General features: G+C 49.9%; 21 protein-coding genes and 3 tRNA genes. 17 read left to right on the top strand and 7 right to left on the bottom strand.

Features of this window, described 5'->3' with window-relative positions:
- Positions 1-72 precede the first annotated feature (72 nt).
- Positions 73-936, bottom strand: a complete 864-nt coding sequence (folD, locus tag LMG33818_RS02240; RefSeq protein ID WP_442321724.1) for a bifunctional methylenetetrahydrofolate dehydrogenase/methenyltetrahydrofolate cyclohydrolase FolD — start codon at positions 934-936, stop codon at positions 73-75.
- A 336-nt stretch (positions 937-1,272) separates the two neighbouring features.
- Here folD and LMG33818_RS02235 point away from each other — a divergent pair.
- From LMG33818_RS02235 to LMG33818_RS02180, 12 genes are all read left to right on the top strand, one after another.
- Positions 1,273-1,349 (top strand) — tRNA-Pro (locus LMG33818_RS02235).
- A 66-nt stretch (positions 1,350-1,415) separates the two neighbouring features.
- Positions 1,416-1,492, top strand: a tRNA-Arg gene (locus LMG33818_RS02230).
- Positions 1,493-1,530: 38 nt separating this feature from the next.
- Positions 1,531-1,605: transfer RNA gene (locus LMG33818_RS02225), tRNA-His, on the top strand.
- A 738-nt stretch (positions 1,606-2,343) separates the two neighbouring features.
- Positions 2,344-3,711 carry a trigger factor gene (gene tig / locus LMG33818_RS02220; RefSeq protein WP_442321723.1) on the top strand — a complete coding sequence of 456 codons (1,368 nt, stop codon included), beginning with the start codon at positions 2,344-2,346 and terminating at the stop codon, positions 3,709-3,711.
- 8 nt (positions 3,712-3,719) lie between these two features.
- Positions 3,720-3,860 (top strand): hypothetical protein, encoded by a 141-nt coding sequence (locus tag LMG33818_RS02215; protein WP_442321722.1) that lies wholly within the window; start codon positions 3,720-3,722, stop codon positions 3,858-3,860.
- A gap of 176 nt (positions 3,861-4,036) precedes the next feature.
- A complete protein-coding gene (gene clpP / locus LMG33818_RS02210; RefSeq protein ID WP_442321721.1) occupies positions 4,037-4,657 on the top strand; it encodes an ATP-dependent Clp endopeptidase proteolytic subunit ClpP in 621 nt (206 codons plus the stop codon).
- A 90-nt stretch (positions 4,658-4,747) separates the two neighbouring features.
- Entirely contained in the window at positions 4,748-6,034 is a 1,287-nt protein-coding gene (gene clpX / locus LMG33818_RS02205) for an ATP-dependent Clp protease ATP-binding subunit ClpX (RefSeq protein WP_442321720.1), read from the top strand.
- Between the two features lie 314 nt (positions 6,035-6,348).
- Entirely contained in the window at positions 6,349-8,769 is a 2,421-nt protein-coding gene (lon, locus tag LMG33818_RS02200) for an endopeptidase La (RefSeq protein WP_442321719.1), read from the top strand.
- A gap of 176 nt (positions 8,770-8,945) precedes the next feature.
- Positions 8,946-9,218 carry a nucleoid-associated protein HU-beta gene (hupB, locus tag LMG33818_RS02195; protein WP_442321718.1) on the top strand — a complete coding sequence of 91 codons (273 nt, stop codon included), beginning with the start codon at positions 8,946-8,948 and terminating at the stop codon, positions 9,216-9,218.
- A 408-nt stretch (positions 9,219-9,626) separates the two neighbouring features.
- Positions 9,627-11,447, top strand: coding sequence for a SurA N-terminal domain-containing protein (locus LMG33818_RS02190; RefSeq protein WP_442321717.1), 1,821 nt, complete (start codon positions 9,627-9,629; stop codon positions 11,445-11,447).
- Positions 11,448-11,552: 105 nt separating this feature from the next.
- A complete protein-coding gene (locus tag LMG33818_RS02185; protein WP_442321716.1) occupies positions 11,553-12,395 on the top strand; it encodes a PhzF family phenazine biosynthesis protein in 843 nt (280 codons plus the stop codon).
- Positions 12,396-12,521: 126 nt separating this feature from the next.
- Positions 12,522-13,016, top strand: coding sequence for a GNAT family N-acetyltransferase (locus LMG33818_RS02180; protein WP_442321715.1), 495 nt, complete (start codon positions 12,522-12,524; stop codon positions 13,014-13,016).
- Between the two features lie 116 nt (positions 13,017-13,132).
- Here LMG33818_RS02180 and LMG33818_RS02175 read toward each other — a convergent pair whose 3' ends face one another.
- The 4 genes from LMG33818_RS02175 to queC are packed head-to-tail and all read right to left on the bottom strand — an operon-like array spanning position 13,133 to position 15,724.
- Complete coding sequence (locus LMG33818_RS02175; protein ID WP_442321714.1) at positions 13,133-13,444, bottom strand: YkgJ family cysteine cluster protein; 312 nt, start codon at positions 13,442-13,444, stop codon at positions 13,133-13,135.
- A gap of 5 nt (positions 13,445-13,449) precedes the next feature.
- Positions 13,450-14,289, bottom strand: a complete 840-nt coding sequence (locus tag LMG33818_RS02170) for a 6-pyruvoyl trahydropterin synthase family protein (protein WP_442321713.1) — start codon at positions 14,287-14,289, stop codon at positions 13,450-13,452.
- On the bottom strand, positions 14,289-14,933 hold the full coding sequence (gene queE, locus LMG33818_RS02165) for a 7-carboxy-7-deazaguanine synthase (protein WP_442321712.1): 645 nt from the start codon (positions 14,931-14,933) through the stop codon (positions 14,289-14,291). The genes LMG33818_RS02170 and queE overlap by 1 nt, the downstream gene beginning before the upstream one ends.
- Positions 14,933-15,724 (bottom strand): 7-cyano-7-deazaguanine synthase QueC, encoded by a 792-nt coding sequence (queC, locus tag LMG33818_RS02160; protein ID WP_442321711.1) that lies wholly within the window; start codon positions 15,722-15,724, stop codon positions 14,933-14,935. The genes queE and queC overlap by 1 nt, the downstream gene beginning before the upstream one ends.
- A gap of 753 nt (positions 15,725-16,477) precedes the next feature.
- Here queC and LMG33818_RS02155 point away from each other — a divergent pair.
- From LMG33818_RS02155 to LMG33818_RS02140, 4 genes are all read left to right on the top strand, one after another.
- A complete protein-coding gene (locus LMG33818_RS02155) occupies positions 16,478-19,012 on the top strand; it encodes a GcvT family protein (protein WP_442321710.1) in 2,535 nt (844 codons plus the stop codon).
- 218 nt (positions 19,013-19,230) lie between these two features.
- Complete coding sequence (gene solA, locus LMG33818_RS02150; RefSeq protein ID WP_442321709.1) at positions 19,231-20,409, top strand: N-methyl-L-tryptophan oxidase; 1,179 nt, start codon at positions 19,231-19,233, stop codon at positions 20,407-20,409.
- 433 nt (positions 20,410-20,842) lie between these two features.
- A complete protein-coding gene (gene gloA, locus LMG33818_RS02145; protein WP_442321708.1) occupies positions 20,843-21,361 on the top strand; it encodes a lactoylglutathione lyase in 519 nt (172 codons plus the stop codon).
- Positions 21,362-21,384: 23 nt separating this feature from the next.
- Complete coding sequence (locus tag LMG33818_RS02140) at positions 21,385-22,188, top strand: YaaW family protein (RefSeq protein WP_442321707.1); 804 nt, start codon at positions 21,385-21,387, stop codon at positions 22,186-22,188.
- Between the two features lie 51 nt (positions 22,189-22,239).
- Here the strand turns inward: LMG33818_RS02140 and LMG33818_RS02135 are convergent, their stop codons facing one another.
- On the bottom strand, positions 22,240-22,773 hold the full coding sequence (locus LMG33818_RS02135) for a GrpB family protein (protein ID WP_442321706.1): 534 nt from the start codon (positions 22,771-22,773) through the stop codon (positions 22,240-22,242).
- Positions 22,774-22,904: 131 nt separating this feature from the next.
- A complete protein-coding gene (locus LMG33818_RS02130; RefSeq protein ID WP_442321705.1) occupies positions 22,905-23,405 on the bottom strand; it encodes a GNAT family N-acetyltransferase in 501 nt (166 codons plus the stop codon).
- A gap of 224 nt (positions 23,406-23,629) precedes the next feature.
- On the opposite strand from LMG33818_RS02130, the gene LMG33818_RS02125 reads away from it, so the two are divergent.
- Positions 23,630-24,430 (top strand): sulfite exporter TauE/SafE family protein, encoded by an 801-nt coding sequence (locus tag LMG33818_RS02125; protein WP_442321704.1) that lies wholly within the window; start codon positions 23,630-23,632, stop codon positions 24,428-24,430.
- Positions 24,431-24,487 lie beyond the last annotated feature (57 nt).

Below are 24,487 nucleotides of genomic sequence, written 5' to 3'. Positions count from 1 at the left end.
GTATTCTACAGCATTTGCCAGAGATTGCGCCCATTCCGATAAAACGCTTCCGTACAGTGCGTGCATCACACACTACTGATCATTTTGATCGTGTATCTTGGCAGCCTGAAGCGTATTTTCAAGTAATGATGCGACTGTCATCGGGCCTACGCCGCCGGGCACCGGGGTAATCCAGCTGGCACGTTCGGCAGCTGGGGCAAATTCTATATCACCCGTCAGTTTTCCGTCGGCCTGCCGATTAATGCCCACGTCGATTACGATAGCCCCTTCCTTGATCCATTCCCCTTTGACCAAACCGGGCTTGCCTACAGCGACAACGAGTAGATCTGCCTGACGTACTTTCTGCTCAAGATTACGTGTAAAGCGATGGCATACGGTGGTTGTCGCGCCCGCCAACAGAAGTTCGAGAGACATGGGGCGTCCAACAATATTGCTGGCACCGACAATGGTAGCATCCAGCCCTCGGACGGGAAGGTTGTAATACTCCAGCAGCGTCATGACACCCTTGGGGGTGCAGGGGCGAAGGGTAGGGAGGCGCTGCGCCAATCGACCCAGATTGTAGGGATGAAATCCATCGACATCCTTGTTTGGAAGAATACGCTCAAGTATCGGGCGCTCATCCAGATGTCGCGGAAGAGGAAGCTGTACCAGAATGCCATCGACCTGAGGGTCGGCATTCAGGGTATCCACTAACGCTTCGAGCGTTTGCTGATCAGTATCATTCGGCAAGCGATGCATGAAGGAGCGGATTCCCGCCTCCTTGCAGGCGCGTTCCTTGCTACCTACGTACACCTCCGAGGCTGGATCATCGCCTACCAGTACGACGGCGAGTCCTGGTGTGCGTAATCCATCGCGATGACGTTGGGCGACGGCTTCAGCAACATGGGCACGAACAGTTTGTGCGACCAATTTGCCATCGATTAATTGCGCGGCCATCGTTCGGGTATCCTTTATTTACATGATGTTAAATGAGGCAAACCTTCAAGGAAGATATAACCTTCAAGGCAGATAAAATCTTTGAGGCAGACAGTATAACAGGCCTTGGGCATGCTGTAGCTATTCTCTTTCATGTATTCGCATGATTGTCTTCATCAATAATCGTGCTCTTTTTAAAAGAAAAAAATTTTTCATCACATAAGTAAAGACGCGGCCTGGCGGGGCGTTTTTCATGTATTCTCAGTGACTTGGGGATCATGGATGTGAAATTCATGCTTGACCCAGAAAATAAATTCAGTAGAATGCGCACCGCATCGACGAGATCGGCGCCTGTATCGGGATATAGCGCAGTCTGGTAGCGCGCCTGCTTTGGGAGCAGGATGTCGGGGGTTCGAATCCCTCTATCCCGACCAACTCATTGTTTTTGAAAAGATTTTTCAAAAATGTGAATTGACAAGTAAGGCTCTCTCGACTACCATGCGCCTATAGCTCAACCGGATAGAGCAACGGCCTTCTAAGCCGTAGGTTGCAGGTTCGAGTCCTGCTGGGCGTGCCAATATGGCATTTCTGGTTGATGATTAAAATTCGGTTATGGTGGATGTAGCTCAGTGGTAGAGCCCCGGATTGTGGCTCCGGTGGTCGTGGGTTCGATCCCCATCATCCACCCCATTCCGAATACCTTCCTTTCGATTGCTTCCTTATTATCCCCTCCCTCTTTTTTTAGTTTTCTCATTCATCCTGTTTGTCGTTTTTGTAGTGTTACCTGCCTTGTTTATTATTTCATGCTATGTCTTAAGCTAACTGTAAGAAGCGCGGTGAATCCGTCGTCAGGCTAAACCAATCGTAAGTCTAAACAGTGTGTGTAGCGTTTGAAAAACGTTTACACATGGTGTCACTGCCTGCATGAAAGCGTTAAAGCACACGGTTCCCAGTGCAATTGGGATATTTTTTGCATCGAATGTGTCGAATCCCTGACTTGTAGGAACTTTAGGTGTATTAAATCTCTTGATTTATCGGAGTTCCAGGCATGTTGGAACGAAACATGCGTTCCATAACGTTTTTCGTGTTACTGTCTGACGTCTCTTTGTAATGTCGTTGTCTGGTATAGGGGCAAAGGCAAAAGAGAGAGGTGGGGTGTGGATGAGCTTGTTATAAGCCGCCTTTTTCTGTCTTTTATCTGATTCTGACCAGAATTCGTGACTTTTTTGGCTCTTCCTCTTGAATAATATGCTAAAAGTCTCCACCTATCGCTATATGCCACTTGCCAGCAGGTGGTAGGGTTTTTAGAATTACCGCCCTTGAGAATATTTAAATTAACCATGGTTCCCGTGGTGTCGATTCTGTTGGATCGTTCTTTTCACGTGAACCCAATACGTAATTCCCCGTTTGACGGGTAGAGGACCATTCATGCAAGTGTCTGTCGAAACGACTTCCCCGATCGGGCGCCGCCTGACCATCAAGGTACCTGCCGAGCAGGTTGATCAGGCCGCTGATGCACGTCTGCAGCAAACCGCCAGAAACGTAAAACTCAATGGCTTCCGTCCTGGCAAGGTTCCGTTCAAGGTGGTTCGTAGCCGTTTCGGCGCGGACGCTCGTAATGAGGCCGTAGGCGAAATCATCCGTGAAAACTATGTAACGGCGTTGACTGAGGAATCACTGAACCCTGCCGGTTATCCCGAAATTGAAACGGTTGTTAACGAGCCGGGCAAGGATCTGGAATTCGTTGCCAACATTGAGGTATACCCTCAGATCGAGCTGAATGATATCGCAGGCAAGGAGATTGATCGTCCCAAAGCCGAGATCACTGATGCTGACGTTGATAATGCTATTGAAGAACTGCGTAAGCAGGGTGCTGACTGGGCGGTCGTCGAACGCGCTGCTGAAGATGGTGACCAGGTCAAGATCGACTTTGAAGGTTTCCTCGGCGACGAACCCTTCGAAGGTGGCAAGGCCGAAGGATATGATCTCGTACTGGGTTCCAATAGTCTGATTCCTGGCTTCGAAGAGCAGTTGATCGGCGCCAAGGCTGGGGATGAGCCGGTAGTAACCGTCACCTTCCCGGAAGACTATCAGGCAGAAAACCTGAAAGGTCAGGAAGCTACATTTAAAACCCGTGTTCATGAAGTCAAGGCACAGACGCTGCCTGAAATCGACGCTGAGTTTACCTCACGCTTTGGGGTTGAGAGCGGTAATGTTGACGAACTCAAGACTGAAGTTCGTAAAAACATGGAAAACCAGCTCGAAACTTCGGTTGAAAACGCTGTGAAGCAGCAGGTTATCGAAGCGCTGAAATCTGCTAACCCCATCGAAGTACCTCGTGCGCTTGTCCAGCAGGAAATTGATACCCTCAAGCAACAGGCTGCCCAGCAATTTGGTCTGGGAGAAGATTTCGATTTGAGCCAGCTGCCCAGCGAGCTTTTTGAAGAACAGGGCCGTTCTCGCGTGCAGGTAGGTCTGTTGTTGGCAGAAGTTATCAGCCATAACAAGCTGGAAGCGTCCGACGACGAAATGCGTGCATTCGCAAAAGACGTTGCAGAGCAGTACCAGCAGCCTGAAGAAGTGGTTGAGCAGTACATGAGCAACGACCAGATGAAAACTCAGCTGCGTTCAGCTGTTCTGGAAAACAAGGCGGTTGAAAAACTGCTTGAGAGCGCCAATGTTGTTGATAAGGACATGTCCTATCAGCAGGCACTCGAGTTTGCACAACAAGCCGGTCAGGCTCAGGAAGATACCGATACCGCTGAAACCGAGCAGGAAGAAAAACCGGAATCCTGAGCAGGCAAGTGACCATTACGCATGCGTGGCATCAAGAGCGTGAATGGCTAGTGAGTGTGAATGGTGAATGGATATTAAGTGCCATAGCCAATGTAAGTGAGGTAGTACATGGCCCGGCTTCGGTCGGGTTGTGTGCGTTATGGGGTTAACTGACTTTTTTCATCCTTGCCTGCCACTTGTGCATGACGCGCGCTCGGGTTTATGGTTTGATTACATATAGAGTTCATTGTTTGACTGTTGAGGGTAGGCCTTGAGATTTTGCTGATGAGGCCATATTGATATCCTCTTCATGACTATTTTCTACATGACTAAGGGTTAGGTCACTATGCGCAGCGAGTTTGAAATCAGTAATGCCGGCGGACTGGTACCCATGGTCGTGGAGCAAAGTGCTCGCGGCGAGCGTTCTTACGACATTTACTCCCGTCTTCTTAAGGAAAGGGTTATCTTTCTGGTAGGGCCGGTTGAGGATTACATGGCTAATCTTGTCGTCGCTCAGTTGTTGTTCCTGGAGTCTGAAAATCCGGACAAGGATATTCATCTCTACATCAACTCTCCGGGTGGTTCTGTCACGGCAGGCATGTCCATTTACGACACCATGCAATTTATCAAGCCGGATGTGTCCACTTTGTGCATTGGACAGGCTGCCAGTATGGGTGCCTTGTTATTGACAGGTGGGGCCAAGGGAAAACGTTTTGCCTTGCCGCACTCGCGCATGATGATTCACCAGCCACTGGGTGGTTTTCAGGGGCCGGCTTCGGATATCGAGATTCATACTCAGGAAATTCTCACTATCCGTCAGGAACTTAACCGTATCATGCAGAAACATACGGGACAGGACCTTGAGACCATCGAACGCGATACGGATCGTGATAACTTCATGAATAGTCATCGTGCTGCTGAATATGGTCTGATTGATGCCGTGCTGGATAAACGGCCAGGCGCTTGATCCCTGATCTCTGCTCCCTGCATGGGGCGCATGAGTAGAATCCGCAAGAGTAGTGGCCTTTGTGCCACTACGTAAAGATGAGGTACATGCATGGCCGACGAAAAAGATAGGGATGATAACGGTAAGCTTCTGTACTGTTCATTCTGTGGTAAAAACCAGAATGAAGTACGAAAGCTGATTGCCGGCCCTTCCGTCTATATTTGTGACGAGTGCGTTGATCTCTGTAATGACATCATTCGTGAAGAAGTGCTTGAATCGGCATCGGAAGATGACGATCAGGAGCGTTTACCAACGCCTCATGAAATCAGTCACACGCTGGACGAATATGTTATCGGACAGGAACGTGCCAAAACGGTGCTTTCCGTAGCGGTCTATAACCACTACAAACGTCTCAAGGTAGGCAACAAGGACGACGTTGAGCTCGGCAAAAGTAATATTTTGCTGATCGGTCCTACAGGTAGTGGGAAAACGCTGCTGGCCCAAACCATGGCCCGTTTGTTGAATGTTCCCTTTACCATTGCTGATGCGACTACGCTGACCGAAGCCGGGTATGTGGGCGAGGATGTTGAAAATATCATCCAGAAGCTTCTGCAAGCCTGTGATTACGATGTCGAGAAAGCTCAGCGCGGTATTGTTTACATTGACGAGATCGACAAGATTTCACGCAAGTCCGAAAATCCTTCCATCACTCGTGATGTATCCGGAGAAGGCGTTCAACAGGCCTTGTTGAAATTGATTGAAGGGACGACTGCCTCCGTTCCCCCTCAAGGGGGGCGTAAACATCCGCAGCAGGAGTTTTTGCAGGTAGATACCAGCAACATCCTGTTTATCGTGGGTGGGGCATTTGCTGGCCTGGACAAGGTCATCCGTGATCGTGAAGAGAAAGGCGGTATCGGTTTCAACGCGAGTGTCAAAAGCAAGGAAAGCACCCGAGGTGTTGGGGATATTCTGGCTGATGTTGAGCCGGATGATTTGGTCAAGTTTGGCCTGATCCCTGAGTTTGTCGGACGTCTTCCTGTTGTAGCCACATTGCACGAACTGGATGAAGCCGCACTGGTACGTATCCTGACTGAGCCGAAGAATTCTTTGGTTCGTCAGTACGAACGACTCTTCGAAATGGAAAATGTCGAACTCGACTTCCGTGAAGAAGCGCTTAAGGCTGTCGCCAACAAGGCCATGGAACGCGGCACAGGTGCTCGTGGCTTGCGCTCGATTCTGGAAGGTGTCCTGTTGGATACCATGTACGATATCCCCTCCGAGAGTAACGTCTCCAAGGTGGTGGTGGATGCCAACGTGATCAACGGTGTCAGTGAACCGCTTAAAATCTACTCACAGGATGAGGAAGATTCCAAGCGAACGGCCAATCACGACGCCTAAGCCATTGATGTACTGATGGGTAAACGCACTCTTTATGCGTGAACCCGCTTATGCTTGAATCGACGAGGGAGTCCCTTCTACAGGGCTCCCTTGTTTTTTTGAGCGTAATCCCATTGATCAGGTTATTACGAATGACTTGCAATCCCTCCCAGTTGCCCCCATAACTAGAGTCATTCCGGTAGAGGCCGAGTCTGCTTATCGCTCGATGTATTGGTCATCAGCGGTACATTGGATGCAGGCCTTTGATGTTGCGCCTATCACGAATTATGCTGCCGCTATCAGCCTCTACCCTCATTTTATAAGGAAAGTCTGCGATGGCGAACACTCCCGAACAGACGCAAACACTCCCGCTGCTTCCCTTGCGTGATGTTGTTGTCTACCCACACATGGTCATTCCTCTTTTCGTTGGGCGTGAGCGCTCCATCAACGCGCTTGAAACCGCGATGCAAGAGAACAAGCAGATACTGCTTGTTGCCCAGCGTGAAGCGGGGCAGGATCAGCCTGATATCGAGGATCTCTTTTCGGTAGGAACAGTCGCCGAAATCATGCAGCTCCTCAAGTTGCCCGACGGTACGGTCAAAGTGCTGATTGAAGGGCGTGAAAGGGTTGAAGTGACAGCCGTTGAGGAGGGTGAGGCCTTCTCCACAGCACAGTATGTAGCGCGTGAAAGTCAGCCACTGAACGAACGAGAGCAGGAAGCCCTGGTTCGTGTCCTGATGGATCAATTCGAGCAATACGTCAAAAAATCCAAGAAAGTACCTGGTGAGGCCCTGACAGCACTCCAAAGTATTGATGATCCGGCGCGTCTGGTAGATACCATCACTACTCATATGGCTCTGGGCGTTGAAGACAAGCAATCCCTGCTCGAAATGGACAGGGTCCGTGATCGAATTGAGCACTTGTTGTCTCTGATCGAGTCAGAACTGGATCTTCTTCAGATCGAAAAACGCATTCGCTCCCGTGTGAAAGAGCAAATGGAGAAATCCCAGCGTGAGTATTATCTGAACGAGCAAATGAAAGCCATCCAGAAAGAGATGGGTGAGCTTGAAAATGCGCCTAATGAAATCGAGCAGTATGAGCAGCGTATTGCCGAAAGCGGTATGACGCAGGAAGCACGTGACAAAGCCTTGCAAGAGCTCAACAAGCTGAAGCTCATGGCACAGAACTCTGCTGAAGCCACCGTGGTTCGTACCTATCTTGACTGGCTGCTGGCCGTGCCGTGGAAAAAGCGTACACGCGTCAAACACGATATAGCGCGTGCTGCTGCCATTCTTGATGAAGACCATTATGGTCTTGATGAAGTGAAGGAACGTATTCTTGAATATCTTGCCGTTCAAAAACGCGTTAAAAAGCTGAAGGGGTCAGTACTTTGCCTTGTTGGACCGCCCGGAGTCGGTAAAACCTCGCTGGGCCAGTCCATTGCGCGTGCGACCAATCGCAAGTTTGCACGGCTTTCACTGGGCGGTGTGCGTGATGAATCCGAGATACGCGGGCATCGTCGTACCTACATTGGTTCGATGCCGGGTAAACTTTTGCAGAGAATGGCGCGTGCCGAGGTGAAGAATCCGCTTTTCCTGCTGGATGAAATCGATAAGCTTGGCAGTGACCATCGTGGCGATCCTGCTTCTGCGTTACTGGAAGTACTGGATCCTGAACAGAATGACAAGTTCAATGACCACTATTTTGAGCTGGATTACGACTTGTCGGATGTCATGTTCATCTGCACAGCGAACTCCATGAACATTCCTGAACCGTTGCTGGATCGTATGGAAATCATTCGTATCCCCGGTTACACGGAAGACGAGAAACTGGCCATTGCCCGTCGTTATCTGGTGCCCAAGCAACTCAAGGCCAATGGTCTGAAAGCGGATGAACTTGCCTTTGATGATGCAGCGCTACTGGAATTGATCCGTTATTACACCCGTGAAGCGGGTGTGCGTGAACTTGAGCGTCAAATTGCCAAAGTCGCGCGTAAAGTGGTGCTACAGCATGTAGAACAGGAAAATGGCAAGAAAGGGCAGAAAAAGGCCGACCCTGAAACCCGTATTCTAGGGCAGGACGAAATCGAAGCCTATGCCGGTGTGCGCCGTTATAGCTATGGTATTGCTGATCAGGATGATCAGGTTGGGCGTGTGACTGGCCTGGCGTGGACCTCTGTCGGCGGTGAGTTGCTCTCGATTGAATCGGTGATCACTCCCGGCAAGGGCAAACTGGAGAAAACCGGTTCTCTTGGCGATGTCATGAAAGAGTCCGTCAGCGCGGCATTGACTGTTGTCAGAGCACGCGCAACAGCACTGGGTATTGATAAAGCGCAATTCGAGGAAAATGATCTCCATATTCACGTTCCCGAAGGGGCTACTCCCAAGGATGGCCCCAGTGCGGGTGCAGCAATGGTTACGGCTATTGTGTCTGCCTACACCAATCGTGTCGTGCATGCCGATGTTGCCATGACGGGTGAAATCAACCTGCGTGGTGAAGTAATGCCCATTGGCGGTTTGAAGGAGAAACTGCTGGCGGCCCGTAGGGGAGGCATCAAACACGTTTTGATCCCTGAAGAAAACCGCCGTGACCTTAAGGAAGTATCTGATTCCATTAAGGAAGCGTTGGATATCATTCCTGTCAAATGGATTGATCAGGTACTCGAAGTTGCTTTGGGTGATGAAATTACAGTTGAAAAGGACAAGGCAATAGGTGATAAAATGAGCGTTGAACGGTCTGCGATCAATACCCATTGACTGTACTAAAACGTTATACTTTTGCCTAAAGTGCTGTCTGGCGCGGCTTGTTGGGTGTTTAATGCTTGACCCCCACTATAGCCGTTGCTATACAATATTGGTCGATGCATAACAATTCTTCGCATTGATCGACGCGCATTAGCCAAGTAATTATTTTTGATCCCAAGGGGTAAATAGTGAATAAATCTGAACTGATCGAAGCCATTGCTGCTTCTGCGGACATCTCAAAAGCGGCAGCTTCCCGTGCACTTGACGCGATGATCGATTCGGTCACTGATAGCCTCAAGAAAGGCGATTCTGTTGCACTGGTTGGATTTGGAACATTCAGCGTCAAGGAACGCGCTGCACGTACTGGCCGTAATCCTCAGACGGGCAAGCCCATCAAGATTGCTGCAGCCAAGGTTCCTGGTTTCAAGGCAGGTAAAGCTCTTAAGGATTCAGTTAACTAAACTGTATGCGGCACTTTACAGTGCTACATGTGCTGCTTGGCATATCCGATTCCATTGGTTGAGTTGTCGGAGTGACGGTTTTCACGATTCATCCCATGAGCTACATATAAATAAAGCGCATCCATTTGGGTGCGCTTTTTTTATGATACATAAACGGATATTCAAGATTTTTACGAAGACTACGCTTGCGAATCATGATAATTGGAATCTTCTCCCCCTGTTGATGCGTGATGAAACGATTTGTTCCGTCAAACCACATGGTCAGATTGTGGCGCACATGCGTATAATGGTGGAACCTATCAAGCAGATGTCCTCTATGGGTGTGAGTCATATATCAGTAGTGCCACTGAGGATGATCAACAATACAACTGTGCTACCTGAGAATGTCAGTGATGAATCGAGGTTCGAATGCTGCAACAAATTAGAGACCGTTCTTCCGGTTGGGTGACCAAGGTCATCGTGGGGGTTGTCGTCGTCATCTTTGCCCTGTTCGGTCTTGAGCGTTTGGGAGACATGTTTGGAAGCTCTTCCAGTGATGACGCTGCGACCGTTAACGGTGAAGGAATTTCCACTCAAAGCCTCAACCAGCAGGTGCTCCGTATGATTCAGTCTGGTCAGATCCAGCCGGATCAACAGCAGAGCGCACGGGGCCAACTTCTGGAGCAAATGATCCAACAGGCATTGTTGATTCAATATGCACACAAAGGGCATATGACATTCAGCAATGACCAGATTGACCAGATTATTCTCAGCCTTCCTGACTTCCATGATAATCAGGGGCGCTTTTCATCACAGATTTTTGTGCAAAAACTGAGTCAGGTGGGGTATACCCCTGAGTCATTCCGCGCCTATCTGGCTCGGCAGATGACGCTGCACCAGTTGCAGGACGGCCTCAATCTGGGCACCTTTGTGACGCCTGCAGAGCAGGACAAACTGACAGCGTTGACCAACCAGACGCGTACTTTCCGTTATGCAACCCTGACACCCTCGGATTTGACATCCTCTATTCAGGTTTCTGATAGTGAATTGCAGTCCTGGTATCAGCAACACAAATCCGACTATGTTCGTCCGGCACAGGTCAAGCTGGACTACATTGTGTTGGATAAAAGCAAGCTTGCCAGCACTATTCATATCAGTAACGACGAACTTCAGAAGGAATATCAGAATCGCGCGTCCTCGGCGGATAAGCAGGTTTCCGATATCATTCTGAATATCAACGCCAATCAAACGTTGCAGGATGCTCAAAAGCAGATGAGCCATATTCAGGACTTGCTGAAGCAGGGGCACAGCTTTGCCTCATTGGCGCGTCAGTATTCCAATGACAAGGCATCGGCCAGCAATGGTGGCAGTCTGGGGAATGTCACCACTGGTATTTTTGGCGAGCCCTTCGATTCAGTGGTCAAGAGCCTGCAACCGGGGCAGGATTCCAAGCCTTTCCAATTTGATGGTGCCCTTCATCTGGTACGTGTTACGGGGATTGCCTTACCGTCCTTTGATCAGCTGAAAGGGCAGATGACTCAGCAATTGCAGATGCAGAAGGTCGATTCGGCTTACACCAATCTTTCACAGGAACTAAATGACAAAAGCTTCTCCGCCAGTGATCTGAAAAGTGTGGCCGATGCGACGAAACTGCCTTTACAGCATAGTGATTGGCTTTCTCGTAACGCTTCTGGTGATATTTTCGGCCACTCTGGGGTTATGTCGGCCGCATTCTCTGATCAGGTGCTGAATCAGGGCTATAACAGTGATGTCATTGATCTTGGGAACAATCGTCAGATCGTCCTTCGGGTTGATAGCCATCGTCCCGAGCAGCAATTGACTTTCGATCAGATCAAGGATCAGGTCAAGCAGACGGTTCTGGCAAACAAGACTCGTCAGGCACTTGCTGCACTTGCCGGTACGGATATTGCCAATCTGCAAAAAGGTCAAAATATTCCACTGCAATGGCATCAGGTTTCGAATGTTCAGCGTGATACCCATTCAGTGGATTCTGCCATTGTCGAAGGTGCTTTTGGTATTGCGCGTCCTCAGACAGGTCAATCAGGTTATGGTCGTGTGACATTGTCCAATGGCAATGAAGCCGTGATTGAGCTTCAATCCGTGGGGCAGACCGACGATCAGGGTACCTCGGGTCAGGTTGCCAACAAGCTTCAGACGCAAATGACAGAGACGGCCGCGCAGGGCTTGATTGATGAGTTGACGGCGAAAGCGAAAATCGTACGTCACTGATCATGAATTAATGTGGAAAAATATTTTCACGTTGAAATGAAGACGCCCCGAACCTGTGTTCGGGGCTTTTTTTTATAATTCATTCGAATTTGGTCAGGGAGCGTCATGTCTTATCCCATTCAGTATGTTGATGTATTTGGCAGTGAAAGTTTCTCGGGTAATCCGCTGGCGGTCATCACGGCAGATGACACACTGACTACTCAGCAAATGCAGCGCATCAGCCATTGGCTCAACCTGTCTGAAACGACGTTCTTGTTGCCCGCTACACAGCCGGAAGCTGATTATCGGGTGCGTATATTCACGCCGGAACAGGAACTGCCTTTTGCAGGGCATCCTACATTGGGCAGTTGCCATGCCTGGCTTGCAGCAGGGCATACGTCTAAACAAAACGGCGTTGTGGTTCAGGAGAGTGCGATAGGGTGCGTCTCTATCCGTCGGTATTCAGACATGCTGTCGTTTTCAGCACCGCCCCTGTTACGTTCAGGCCCATTAAGTGAAGATGAGCTTGAATCGGTATCTGCATTCCTGAAGATAAACCCGGAAGAAATAGTAGATGCCGCGTGGATTGATAATGGTCCGGGGTGGATGGGTGTCAGGCTGGCCAGTGCTGAACAGGTATTGGCCATTCAACCTGATGTTGGCTGGTCGACTTCTTTAAGCGTTGGAGTTGTTGGGTCACACGATACAGCCGCAGATGCTCAATTTGAGGTGAGGGCCTTCTATAAAGCAGAGAAAGGTGCTTTGATTGAAGATCCTGTCACAGGGAGTCTCAATGCTTCGCTAGGGCAGTGGCTCTATAACGCAGGCATCGTCGAAGGTGATTATATCGCAGCACAGGGGACGGCTATCGGACGTAAAGGTCGAGTTTTCGTGCATCAGGATGAAACCGGTCAGGTGTGGGTCGGTGGGCAGACTCATACTCGAATTCATGGGGTGCTGGCGTTATAGGCATTGTTCCTGAAAAAGGTATTGTTCCTGAAAAGGATTGAACGTGTAAATTCCAGGGCCTGCTGATCGTTACTTGATCGGCTAGAGCATATTTTTCGTCTTTCTTTTGAACTGGTAACTCTATTAGTGGACGACATTCTCATAAGAGCCGGTGAACCAAAGGACGCAGCGGATTTACGTGATATATACGCTGCACCTGAAAATTATTCGGCGACCTTACAGTTGCCTTATCCTGATTTGACGACGTGGGAAAAGCGCACGGATTTATCGAATCCACCTACGTTGCGTTTGGTGGCTGAAGTAGAGCATAAAGTGGTGGGTGATATATGCCTAATGCAGCTGCAGACAGTCAGAATGGCACATGTTGCTCGCCTTGGTATGGCTGTACATGTGGAGTTCCAGCATCGTGGAATCGGTCAGCGATTACTGAAGGAAGCCATCGACTATGCTTTTCTGTGGCTTAATATCGAGCGCATAGAGCTGGAGGTCTATCCTGATAATACGGCGGCTATCGCGCTTTATAAAAAGATGGGATTCGAGCAGGAGGGTGTTAAGCGGCGGGCAGTATTTAGGGCAGGGCGATACGTCGATGTCAACATCATGGCATTATTGCGTGAATGAGTTGTTGTGATCATGAATTGTTGCAATCAAACCCGGTTGTAACCACACATGGTTGGAAACGTGAAATGATGTTGTTCCAATGAGTACACATTCACATAGGTGCACGTTATTGATAATTAACCTGTTATCTGCTCCAACCATGTAATGGTATCGATTGCCTGCTGACGCGTGCTTCCACAAATATCATGATCATAATCAAATTTCAGACATACCTGTGGGCGCTCAGGCTTGCCAAACAATTGGCATAGATTGTGTTCATCCAGTTGAACGCAGCGGACACCTGCCGGTTTACCCATCGGCATACCGGGAATGGGTGAGGTAATGGACGGCGCAATACAACAGGCACCGCACCCAGCCCGGCAGCCGGTGGGTGCGTTATTCACGTGGAGAGTATCTGTTTGTATGAGGCCGCTGCGTGCATCTTCCATGGTCGTTATGCTTCGACTTCTGCCGTCGCACCCTTGCCAATGCCTTCGAAGGCCTGAACGCGGATACGACCGCCCTGAACCAGGCTGATTTCTGTCGCCAACCAATGCGCAATGTGCTCTACCGTGGTCGAGGTAGGCATTACAATAACGCGTTCACGGGGTAGCTGAATGCGAAAATGCCCTTGTTTGGCCTGATAGGCAAAACGGAGGGTATCGTCCTCTTCATTTCCGACGAGATCCTCTTCATCTGCCAGATAGATATTGGCAAGACGTTGACACCAGTACCGGATCAGGGCTTCATCCAGCTCACCATCTTTCCAGATACCCAGGCGTGAACGGTGTCCATGTGCAATGCGCTGGCAGTTGCCGGCATGCTTTTTCAATCCATGTGAATACCCATAGCCATATCCCTCGGCGATATTCTCCTGCCGCAATGTGATCCGGATATCCGTGATATTGTGTGGTGGACGCTTCATCAGTTGCTCAGCGATATACTGGCCCAGACGCTCAGGATCAATGTCTGTCCAAGGTAAAAGTGTGAAAGCCTGTCGTGGTGCACGAACTTCCATGGGGTAGGGCAACTGCGTACGGATACACAGCCCTTCGACACACTCCTGTACCGAGACGCCCGGCATTTGGGTCGGCACCAGTAATGTGTGATCCAGCGTGTTGTCAATGTGTTCCTTGATCCACGGTTTTACTTCACCGAAATCGAACAGCATGCCGTCTTCGCCCAGCTCGCCATCCAGTTCGATATCGACCTGCCAGCTGGCGCCAACCAAACCCTGTTCAGCGCTCCAGTAGGAAGCATCCAACGCGGTGAGTGAATGAACAAACAAACTCATTAGTCGATACCTGCAATTTTGTGCATTTGAATGGATAACTGCCAGCGTGGGTGCTCAAGGCAATAGGCGAGAGCATCCTGCAAGGTATTACCTTTGCCACCGCTGGGCTCAAGATCCATCCCCTGCAAATAGAAATGATCGAAGTCCAGATGCTCAAACGTGTCGGGCAATGCATGCACCTGGGGGTACACCAGTTTTATTTCGTTACCGCCACTGACCGCCAATGCATTACTACCCTTGGGGCTGACGCATACCCAGTCGATGCCGTCCGGCGGCATGATTGTACCATTGGTTTCAACCGCTATTTCGAACTGACGTGCATGCATGGCCTCAATCAACGCTGTATCGAGCTGAAGCAGAGGCTCCCCCCCGGTGAAGACAACATAGGGGGTGATGCCTTCTCCCCGTTCCGGCCACAAGGCATCCAGATGTTCGGCAAGGTCGTCTGCCGTTTTGAACTTTCCGCCGTTCTGCCCATCCGTACCGATAAAGTCCGTATCGCAGAACTGGCAAAGCGCACGACTCCGGTCTTTCTCACGACCTGACCATAGATTGCAGCCAGTAAAACGACAGAAAACAGCGGCACGGCCACTGCGAGCACCTTCTCCCTGCAAGGTGTAGAAGGCTTCCTTGACTGAATACATTAGCGTACACCTTTCACGTAGGGAATCGGATCTTCAAGCCCCTGGTTGGCAAAGGCTTCGAGCCGCTCGCGACAGCTACCACATTCACCGCAGGCTTTTTCCTGCCCCAGGTAACAGGTCCAGGTATCACTGTAGTCAAGCCCCATTGCCAACCCATCCGCTAAAATATCGGTTTTGTCCTTGTGCAGGTAAGGTACGCACAATTCGACTGGCTGGTAGTTGGCAATGGCAGCTACATCGTTCATGCGTGCTACAAACTCCGGGCGGCAGTCGGGGTAGATCGCATGGTCACCACCGTGTGCGCCATAGAAGCAGTAGGGGGCTTCGATATTGACGGCATAACCAATGGCGAGTGAAAGCAGAATCATGTTGCGGTTGGGTACGACAGTGCTTTTCATGTTATCGCTGTCGTAGTTGCCTGTGGGCATTTCCTGCGACGTATCGGTGAGGGCAGAGTTGCCGATCAAACCATGGATGGCCGTGATGTCCACAATCTTGTGTTCGATCCCCAGTTGGGTGGTGACACGTTTGGCTGCATCCAGCTCGCGCCGATGGCGTTGCCCGTAATCGAAGGAGAGGGCGGCCACTTCGTATCCCTCGCGAATAGCGCGGTGAAGTACGGTAAAGGAGTCCATTCCACCGGAGTAGATCACCACAGCGCGTTTGCGCGATGGGGTATCAGATGCGGTAGTTTCTGATGCGATAGTTTCTGATGTGGTGTTATCAGTAACATTGGACGAAATGTTGGCCGATGCTTTCTCAGCATCTGACCTGGAGGATAAGTCAGACATGACGGAGAATTTTCCCGTATAGCGGGCCCGGGGTCCGGTCCGGGGCATGAATGGAAAGGCTACAATGGCCCGTTTGATTAACCGACCATTATACCTTTTTCCTGTCACAAGAACCACTCTTTATCACTGATAAACGGCTTGTTAGTGAAGGGTGATCTTTAACTAGAAGGTGGCTGATGTTGCTCACTCCCAGTGTGTACCGTCAGCGTTGCTCTTCCGCTTTAGTTCATTGGCTGGATTAACTATCTGAGCAAGGGTTGCCAGAACCGACGCCCTCATTTTCCCGTGCTTTGCTTGTGACACCTTCGGTATTTTTCTCGCCACTCGGCTGATCACTCTCCTCACGGCATCCTAATCATCTTCTTGTCTTTTTGTGAATACTGCATTTGATAGTGTTGCCCTTCCTCGGAGGGAGGTGATCCCTACACGCGCAGCCCAACCTCTTCATCCAGCCACTCTTTTTGATCTAGCAAACCTTCTTGCTATAGAGGCTGCCATTTTGCATTCAGAGCTTCCACGCGGCATTCACATGTGAATACACGACCTCCCGTGCTGTCGGTGATTGATGTCCTGAGCCAGCCGCCGTAATTTTCACTTTATAGCGTTATCAAGACCTGATGTGGGTCATTCAAGCTCGCATCAGTGGATATGGCACAGCGAGTGTTTCTTATACAAATGTTGCATTTGTACGAGTGTTGAAGATTGAGCATGAACACTGAATACAGCACACCACCGGCACGAAGGAGATCAACAATGACAATGGAAAAGGCAAGGGCAAGTGCACACAAGGATCAGCCGCGCATTGTTATTATTGGCCTGGGAGTCGTCGGGGCAGCCCTGGCGGATGAGCTGACGCAGAGGGGGATGCAGCATGTTAGCGTGTTTGAGCAGGGGCCTTTGTATGAAACCGGTGGCTCTTCTTCACACGCACCGGGGTTTGTCTTTCAAACGACCGCCAACAAGACCATGACGGAGTTGGCGACTCGTACCCTCGATAAGTTGGATGGAAAATCCCTTGATGGCAAGTTTCTTGCCAAACGCATTGGTGGGCTGGAATTGGCGACTACGCCGGCCCGCTGGGCAGAACTGAAACGCCGCCATGGCCTGGCCACCGCCTGGGGCGTGCCTTCACGTTTGATTACGGCGGAGGAGTGTGCCGAGCTGTGGCCCGGTCTCAATACAGAGGTCGTATTGGGTGGATTTCTCACGCCGAATGATGCCATCGTCAAAGGTGTACGAGCGGTTGAATGGCAGGCACGTCGGGCAGAAGAGCATGGGGCTGTTATTCAAGGGCACACAGAAATCGTCGATATTCTCCGCAACGAAACAGGCAAGGTGACAGGGGTGAAAATTCGCCCTACGCCGACAGGGCCTGATGATGCGGTGAGTGAAGAAGTCACCACGGTGGATGCCGATATCGTTATCGCTTGTGCCGGACTATGGGGGCCCGGTGTTGCCAAGCGTTTTCTCGGCTTCGAATTGCCCATGTTGCCGATCGAGCACTGTTTTGGCTACAGCCATCAGGTTCCTTCACTTGAAGGCGTTAATGATGAGATTGATGAGGCCAAGCGGCCCATGCTACGCCATCAGGATTTCGCCATGTACCTGCGTGAATTCAATGATGTGATCGGTATTGGCGCCTATGAGCACCGTTCGATCGGGCTGGAACAGGATCAGATCAGTAGCCCTGAAGAATTCGCCAAATCCGGGGTGCATCCCGCCATGCATACGCTTACCTGGCCGGATTTCGAGCCGACATGGAAAGAAGCCCAGAAACTATTGCCCGAATTGACGGACGTCGGCTTTGATCACGGCTTCAACGGTATTTTCTCCTTCACGCCGGATGGCGGCCCGTTGATGGGCCCTGTCGAAGGGTCGGAAGGGCTATGGATGGCGCAGGCGGTCTGGGTTACCCAATCGGCAGGTGTCGCACAGGTGATGGCGGACTGGATTGTGACCGGCGACCCTGGCATTGATACCCATGGATTGGACTATACGCGTTTCGATCCCCATATCGTGACTCATGCTTATACCGTTGGGCGCGGTGAAGAAGCCTACGACGAAGTTTACGACATTCGCCACCCGCACCAATCGACCCAAATTTTGCGCGGTAGCCGAACCTCTCCTTTTTATTTACGTCACGAAGCTCTGGGCGCTGTTTTCGGTGAAGCCAATGGCTGGGAGCGTCCATTATGGTTTGAATCCAACCGTGCGCTTCTGGATAGCCTTGATAACTTGCCAGAACGCGATGACTGGGCCGCGACCGATTGGTCACCCATTGCGGCAGCAGAAGCCAAGGCAACGCGTGAAGGGGTCGCCCTGTATGACATGAGTTCACTCATGCGATTGGAAGTGGAAGGGCCGGGTGTAGTTGAGTTCTTGCAGGGGCTCATGTCAAACAAGATGGACAAATCCATCGGATCGGTCACCTATTCCCTGATGCTGGATGAAGCAGGCGGTATTCTGTCGGATGTGACAGTCACACGCATGTCAGAAGAGTGCTATCAGCTCGGTGTTAACGGGCACATGGATGAAGCGTATCTGAAAGCACGTCTGCCCAAGGACTCTTCCATCCGTATTCGTGACCTTACCCCCGGTACTTGTGGGATTGGCTTATGGGGGCCCCATGCACGTGATGTATTGGGCAAGCTCACCCGTGATGATATCTCACACACAGGCCTGAAATATTTTCGTGCCGCTGAAATCGAGGTCGCGGGCGTCAAGGTACTGGCGCTGCGCGTCAGCTATGTCGGCGAGCTGGGGTGGGAGCTCTACTGTACCGCTGATAATGGCTTGTACTTGTGGGATCAACTCTGGGCCGCGGGCCAACCCTTCAACATCATTGCTGCAGGGCGCCGAGCCTTTAACAGCTTGCGGTTGGAAAAAGGGTATCGTTCCTTTGGCACGGACATGACGAGAGAGCATTCGCCTGAAGAAGCGGGTATTGGCTTTGCCGTGCGTTTTGACAGCGGTGATTTCGTCGGGCGTGAAGCACTGGAAAAACGCGAGGTTGTTCGGCGCCTGAGCTGCCTGACATTGGACGACGCAACCGCGGTGGTTTTGGGCAATGAGCCGGTATTCGATGTTGGAGGTACTGAAGCCATCGGTTATGTCACCAGCGCGGATCAAAGTTATACCCTGGGCGTGACAATTGCCTACGCATGGTTGCCTGCTGACCGCGCTGTGCCTGATGAAAAAGTCGAGATCGAGTATTTTGGCGATCGTTACGTGGCAACTGTGCGTAGCGAGCCGCTGTTCGACCCTGACATGACACATATCCGACGCTAGCGGCTGTTTTTTCTCATAGGGCGTTTCATATCCGCATGGCGACTCATGGGGCAAGGTCTTGAGAAGAAAGGCCCTTGTCTGAGAAATGAAACGCTCTACTGTCCCGCGAGACATTGCTCAAAAGAGAGGGGGCAGGGGGACAGTGTTCAAGAAAGGACGGCGCTCACGCGAATAGAGACACGTACTGAATATCGCAGCATTATGATGAGGGGGCAATCATGGCAGAGCATTATGAAGTCATCATTATCGGCGCTGGGTCAATGGGCGGGGCTGCCGCCAATGTACTGGCAGAGCGCGGTGTCAAGGTCCTGGCCCTGGAGACTTTTTGGCCCGGTCACGATCAGGGTTCAGCACATGGTGGTACCCGCATCATCCGACAGGCCTACTTCGAAAGCCCTGACTATGTTCCCTTGTTGAAACGTGCCTATGAAGGTTGGCGAAAGCTCGAAAAAGAGTCCGGCCGCGATATCCTTAAACTGTGCGGCAATATCAACATTGGTCACCCCGAAAGCCTGACGTTCAAAGGAAGTCTGGAAGCTGCACAGGAACATGGATTGGAGTATGAGATCCTCACGGCTGAAGAGATTCGCGAACGTTTTCCCACCATGAATCCCAAGGACCACGCGTTGGGCCTGTACGAGCCCAATGCAGGCTATGTTCGTCCTGAAGAGACGACCATGGCCAATGCGGAAGTCGCTCAACGTAAAGGGGCGGATATTCACTTTGGCGAGCCCGTCACTCATTGGTCCACCTTACCCGATGGTCAGGTTCAGGTGGTCACCAGTAAAGGGATGTATACAGGAGATAAACTGATAGTGACGCCGGGTGCCTGGGCACCACAATTACTGCCCGAGCTGAATTTTCCGATTAGCGTTGAACGCATGGTATTCCACTGGTTCACCCCTGATTATTCGAAGGTGCCTTATGAAAAATATGCGGATGATCAGCACCCCGTCTATGTCGAACAGACGGATGACAATGATCAGATTTATGGTTTTCCGATGACCGATGGCCCGGACGGTGGGCTTAAATTCGGCTTTTTCCGTGTCGGGTCACCGACGACACCGCAAACCATTGATCGAAATGTGTATCCGGAAGAGATCGCGACAATGCATAAAAGAGGGTTGGAGTTGTTCCCTCATTTGACGCCAAATGTGGTGCAGGCTAAAACGTGCCTGTATTCGGTAACTCCGGATGAGCACTTTATCGTTGGCCTCCACCCCGAGAAACCGCAGGTGGTGATAGGGTGTGGTTTTTCCGGTCATGGTTTCAAATTCGTACCCGTCATTGGCGAAATACTGGCAGATTTAGCCATGTATGGAAAAACCGAAATGAATATTGCCCTGTTTGATCCGCAGCGTGAGGCGTTACGTCAGCCTCTACCTACGGCGGTATGACTGACCCCGGGCACGCGTTATCCCAAACATTGAATTGTCAGTAGGGAGCAAGCGTTGCGTTGTGAAGCAATTCCGCATACAGCGCGCGCTTGGTTGGATCTTGATCCATGCAGCTCGACATTGCCGCTGTATCGCTCGGCATCGTGTTTTTTTCCACCTGCTTTCTTCTCCTTATTTTTGTTCTCCTATTGAATAATGCCGATATCGGCCCGATCTCTTGAGTATGAGATGCTCGGAGAAGGGGTGTAGTAGTGTTTTTTATCCGTAGGATAAATCACTAACGGTTCTTCTTTTTAACTCGTCGTTTGCTTGGGGGGCGGCGTTTGTTGGTGTAATCAATGGAGAATTTTCGCCGCCTCAGGCCTGTTTCCGAGCGATTATTGAAATTTTCATTCAACTATTCATTTCAACTTCAGGATGAACGGAGCGAACCATGTCATTATCAGATATCCGCCAACAGCATAGCGAACTCAAACAACCCACGAGCGAGACTCACGGTTTTGTGTTCAACCACACCATGTTGCGCGTTAAAGATATCGAAAAGTCTCTGGCATTCTATAATAAGGTACTGGGGTTTTCTTTGGTTGATCAGCGCGATTTTCCTGAAAACGAATTCAGCCTGTATTTCCTGGCGTATGTAAACGAGAGCGCTCAGGTACCCGAGGAAGATGAAGAACGTCGCTTGTGGTTGGCTGGTCAACCAGGAGTACTCGAATTGACGCATAATTATGGCACCGAGAAAGAAGCAGGGCAGGTGTACCATAATGGCAATGATGATCCACAGGGATTCGGCCATATTTGCGTTTCCGTCCCGGATATAGAAGCTGCTTGCGCTCGTTTTGAAGAATTGGGTGTTGATTTCAAAAAACGTTTGACCGATGGCCGGATGAAGAACATTGCCTTCATCCGTGATCCTGATGGCTATTGGATCGAAATTATTGCCAACCATTGATCAGTTGATGTGAGAAGGGTGATATGAGCGCGATAACACATGTATTGAAAGAAGACATGCCATTGGTCGATTTGCTGGAAAGAGCCAGTGATGATGATCTGGTCACATTGGTCAATTACTTGACCAATTTTGGTCGCGTGCGAGTCACCATGGCAGCAGACGCGAAAAGGCAATTGCTGGCCGCGCGTGATAATCATTCCTTCTCGCGTGATGACCTTCTGGTACTGGTCCACGAACTCGAACACTATGGTGGTAATAGTGTTATCAACCGGTTGAGGCGGCAAGGTGTGCCTTATCGCACGATAGTCCATGACGTCGCGGCCTATCTTGAGGTTGATTCAAAACAGCTGAACCAGCCCACTGAGGTGTTGGAAAAGCTGATTCTGGAAAAGATGCTTGAAGAACACTGGAAGCGTTTGCCGGATGGTGAAAAGTCGCGCTTCGGTGAATTGTTAGCGGGAGTTACGGCTGGGCGGGTGTATGATCCGCGTAAACTTCGCGAGGCTGTTTCCTTCGATAAACTCAATTGGAGTCGTTTGGGCGGCCTGGTGTCGGATTATATCGTGCCAGGAATTCGCAAGAACGGCTTTAGTTATTTTCGATCCATTCGCTCAATTGGTAGTAAGGTATTGGGTGCACGTGCACTCGGCTCCAAGGCAATGGCAAGTCGTTTGCTGCCGGTGTCATTACCCGTGGCGGTAGCAGGGGGCGCTGCCTACGGTGCCTATCGACTATCACGTGAAAGTTACCGGATTACCGTTCCCTGTGTGGTACAGATTGCGACTATCCGCCAGAAAGCAATGAGCTTGCCGGGGAGTGCGAGTTGATCATGTGCTTTATTGATAAGGCAGGGCACGGCATGATCGCATTGGGTGCTCTCAAAGGCGCTCTGATGCACTCGGATTGGTGGATTCCTTTAGCGCCAACGTGGTGTGATACTGAATGAAATCATGCTTGGCTGCGGAGTATTGTGCAGAGTCGTTATGACATGCACGAGCAATCTGCTGTTTCAATGCCGCGTATCTGGTAGCAATATCTGCATGTTTTCTCAGATAATCCCGGAATGCCAAATGTTTATGAATTTCCGGATGGCCCCGTTCGAATACGTGCAGATGATGGGTACGTATACCATTCCCTTTTTGAAAATAACGGCGACCGAATATCCCGTTTTCCCCTCTCGCTTTATATCCAGCGCCTTTCATTTTGTCATTTAGATTATCCACCCGAAGAATATCCATTACCTCCAGAAGAATATCAATGACGGGTTTGGCCATAAGCCCAGGTACACTAGTGCTCCCAATATGATGAATATTGGCCAGCATCGGCGAGAAGATGGACGCAAGTAGTTCTGCTTCAACCCGATATTGTTTGGGCCAATTCGAATCATACTCAAGAAGACTAATTTGACGCATTGAAACCTTCTATCCTAAAAGCAGAGTCATTATTGAAAACAGGAATAAATGTGTCAGGCTTCAACTACCCTGTTTTACAGTAGTGTGATTGTCAATTAGTACACAAACGATCAAGCAGAAGATGTGTGTAGTTATGTCAACGCTAACCCCCAAAACTCTGTCGTAGCGTGTTTGGGGTTAGGGCTTAAATAATACCAGCCTTTCTTCTTGTAAAAACGCATGGCCCGTTCATTCATTGTGCTTACGGAAAGCACAACTCGCTTGCAGCCCTCTCTTGTAAGGGTCGTTGTTATGAGATCATGTACTTCATTAACTACACCACTTCCCCTGTATTCAGGCGCTATATAAATCAGGTATAGATAGCCGGTTTTCTCTTTTTTCCATCCCAGCGAATGCATTAGATCGCCTTCCCAGCAGGAACGAAATTCAAGTTGGCCTATAATCCGACCTTTATCCCACACATGGTAATAATAAAAACGTGAATCGTTCAGGCGTGCTTCCACTCTTTCCCGATAACCAGAGAGGATTTTTTCTACGCCAGACAACGTGCCAAAACTGCAAAGGTAGGCATCCTTTCGGGCGGAGATACACTGATTAAAATCCCGCACCAGATCGATTTTACGTACTATCATAGTCGATCTTTCCCTTTTTATATTTCTAATTGAAAATCAGGTTGTCCTCATTAATAGATTAAATCTTGCTTACATTAAAATTAAAACGTTGTTTTTAAGCTAATATATGGATCAGTTCTGACATTTTTAATGGCGTGATGGGTAATGGGAATATAAGTTCATCGTGGTTTTTAATTCCTGATATTATCGCTTATACGATAATAACTTATTTAAGGGGATGGAGTGTGCTGATTTGTGCGGCCATTGTATTGGCATTTTTGGGCAGTATACTGGCAGGGCTTTTTGGTGGAGGTGCGGGGTTGATTGTCACACCATCCATTTATATGTTGCTTAATTATAGCAATGCACAGGCCACGGGTCTGATGCAAACCAGTATCACTACCATGATCGGCTCACTGATGTTGGCGGGTGCCATTGGTATCTATAAACATGCCACATATGATCATATCGAGTGGTCAGTCGTGAAAAAGTCAGCGCCGTGGGTAATGGTGGGTGCTGCCTTGGGTTGCCTTGCCATGTCACACATTTCAAATCGAGCCATGGTGCTGATTTTCGCAATAGCAACGCTCGTATTGGCTATACGCTCCACGCTACAATTGCTGGGAAAGAATTCTTCTCCGAATGTGGGGATGTCACATTCTTCATATAGCCCCGGTTTAATGTACGGTGGGGGCCTTTTGTTGGGTATTGTGTCCACCTTATCGGGAGCCGCTTCCTTTGCTGTCCCTTACTATGAATATTTAGGGTTAACCATCAAAAAAGCGATTGGTACCACTACCGTTATCGTTTGGCTGTATTCGATCGTCGTCTTGATCTTTATGGTGTCGTCTGGTTGGCATGTTCATCATCTACCTGCTCATAATATGGGTTATCTCAATTATTACTACCTCATACTGTTCCTGCTACCGACCATTCCGGGAACATTATTGGGTGCCCGTTGGGCACGCGTCCTTCCGACCTATTATTTGAAACTCTTTTTTACGCTGTTGTTATATGTGATCGGTATCAGCATGCTGGTCTTTTAATGATCAATCAGTGTTATAAATATCATGTAAGCACAATAAAAACGGCATCCTCTTATT

The organism is Cernens ardua (genome assembly GCF_051251085.1).
Taxonomy (GTDB): Bacteria; Pseudomonadota; Gammaproteobacteria; order Pseudomonadales; family Halomonadaceae; genus Cernens; species Cernens ardua.
The sequence above is the reverse complement of the archived record's forward strand: the minus strand, read 5'-3'. Positions and strand labels throughout refer to the sequence as shown.

Bases quoted from the DNA above. Each gene is read 5' to 3' on its own strand.
- gloA (WP_442321708.1), top strand. From the start codon at position 20,843: ATGTCATTATCAGATATCCGCCAACAGCATAGCGAACTCAAACAACCC.
- folD (WP_442321724.1), bottom strand. From the start codon at position 936: ATGGCCGCGCAATTAATCGATGGCAAATTGGTCGCACAAACTGTTCGT.
- clpP (WP_442321721.1), top strand. From the start codon at position 4,037: ATGCGCAGCGAGTTTGAAATCAGTAATGCCGGCGGACTGGTACCCATG.
- LMG33818_RS02170 (WP_442321713.1), bottom strand. From the start codon at position 14,289: ATGAGTTTGTTTGTTCATTCACTCACCGCGTTGGATGCTTCCTACTGG.
- tig (WP_442321723.1), top strand. From the start codon at position 2,344: ATGCAAGTGTCTGTCGAAACGACTTCCCCGATCGGGCGCCGCCTGACC.
- LMG33818_RS02140 (WP_442321707.1), top strand. From the start codon at position 21,385: ATGAGCGCGATAACACATGTATTGAAAGAAGACATGCCATTGGTCGAT.
- clpX (WP_442321720.1), top strand. From the start codon at position 4,748: ATGGCCGACGAAAAAGATAGGGATGATAACGGTAAGCTTCTGTACTGT.
- LMG33818_RS02130 (WP_442321705.1), bottom strand. From the start codon at position 23,405: ATGATAGTACGTAAAATCGATCTGGTGCGGGATTTTAATCAGTGTATC.
- LMG33818_RS02175 (WP_442321714.1), bottom strand. From the start codon at position 13,444: ATGGAAGATGCACGCAGCGGCCTCATACAAACAGATACTCTCCACGTG.
- solA (WP_442321709.1), top strand. From the start codon at position 19,231: ATGGCAGAGCATTATGAAGTCATCATTATCGGCGCTGGGTCAATGGGC.
- LMG33818_RS02185 (WP_442321716.1), top strand. From the start codon at position 11,553: ATGTCTTATCCCATTCAGTATGTTGATGTATTTGGCAGTGAAAGTTTC.
- lon (WP_442321719.1), top strand. From the start codon at position 6,349: ATGGCGAACACTCCCGAACAGACGCAAACACTCCCGCTGCTTCCCTTG.
- LMG33818_RS02135 (WP_442321706.1), bottom strand. From the start codon at position 22,773: ATGCGTCAAATTAGTCTTCTTGAGTATGATTCGAATTGGCCCAAACAA.
- LMG33818_RS02155 (WP_442321710.1), top strand. From the start codon at position 16,478: ATGACAATGGAAAAGGCAAGGGCAAGTGCACACAAGGATCAGCCGCGC.
- LMG33818_RS02190 (WP_442321717.1), top strand. From the start codon at position 9,627: ATGCTGCAACAAATTAGAGACCGTTCTTCCGGTTGGGTGACCAAGGTC.
- queC (WP_442321711.1), bottom strand. From the start codon at position 15,724: ATGTCTGACTTATCCTCCAGGTCAGATGCTGAGAAAGCATCGGCCAAC.
- queE (WP_442321712.1), bottom strand. From the start codon at position 14,933: ATGTATTCAGTCAAGGAAGCCTTCTACACCTTGCAGGGAGAAGGTGCT.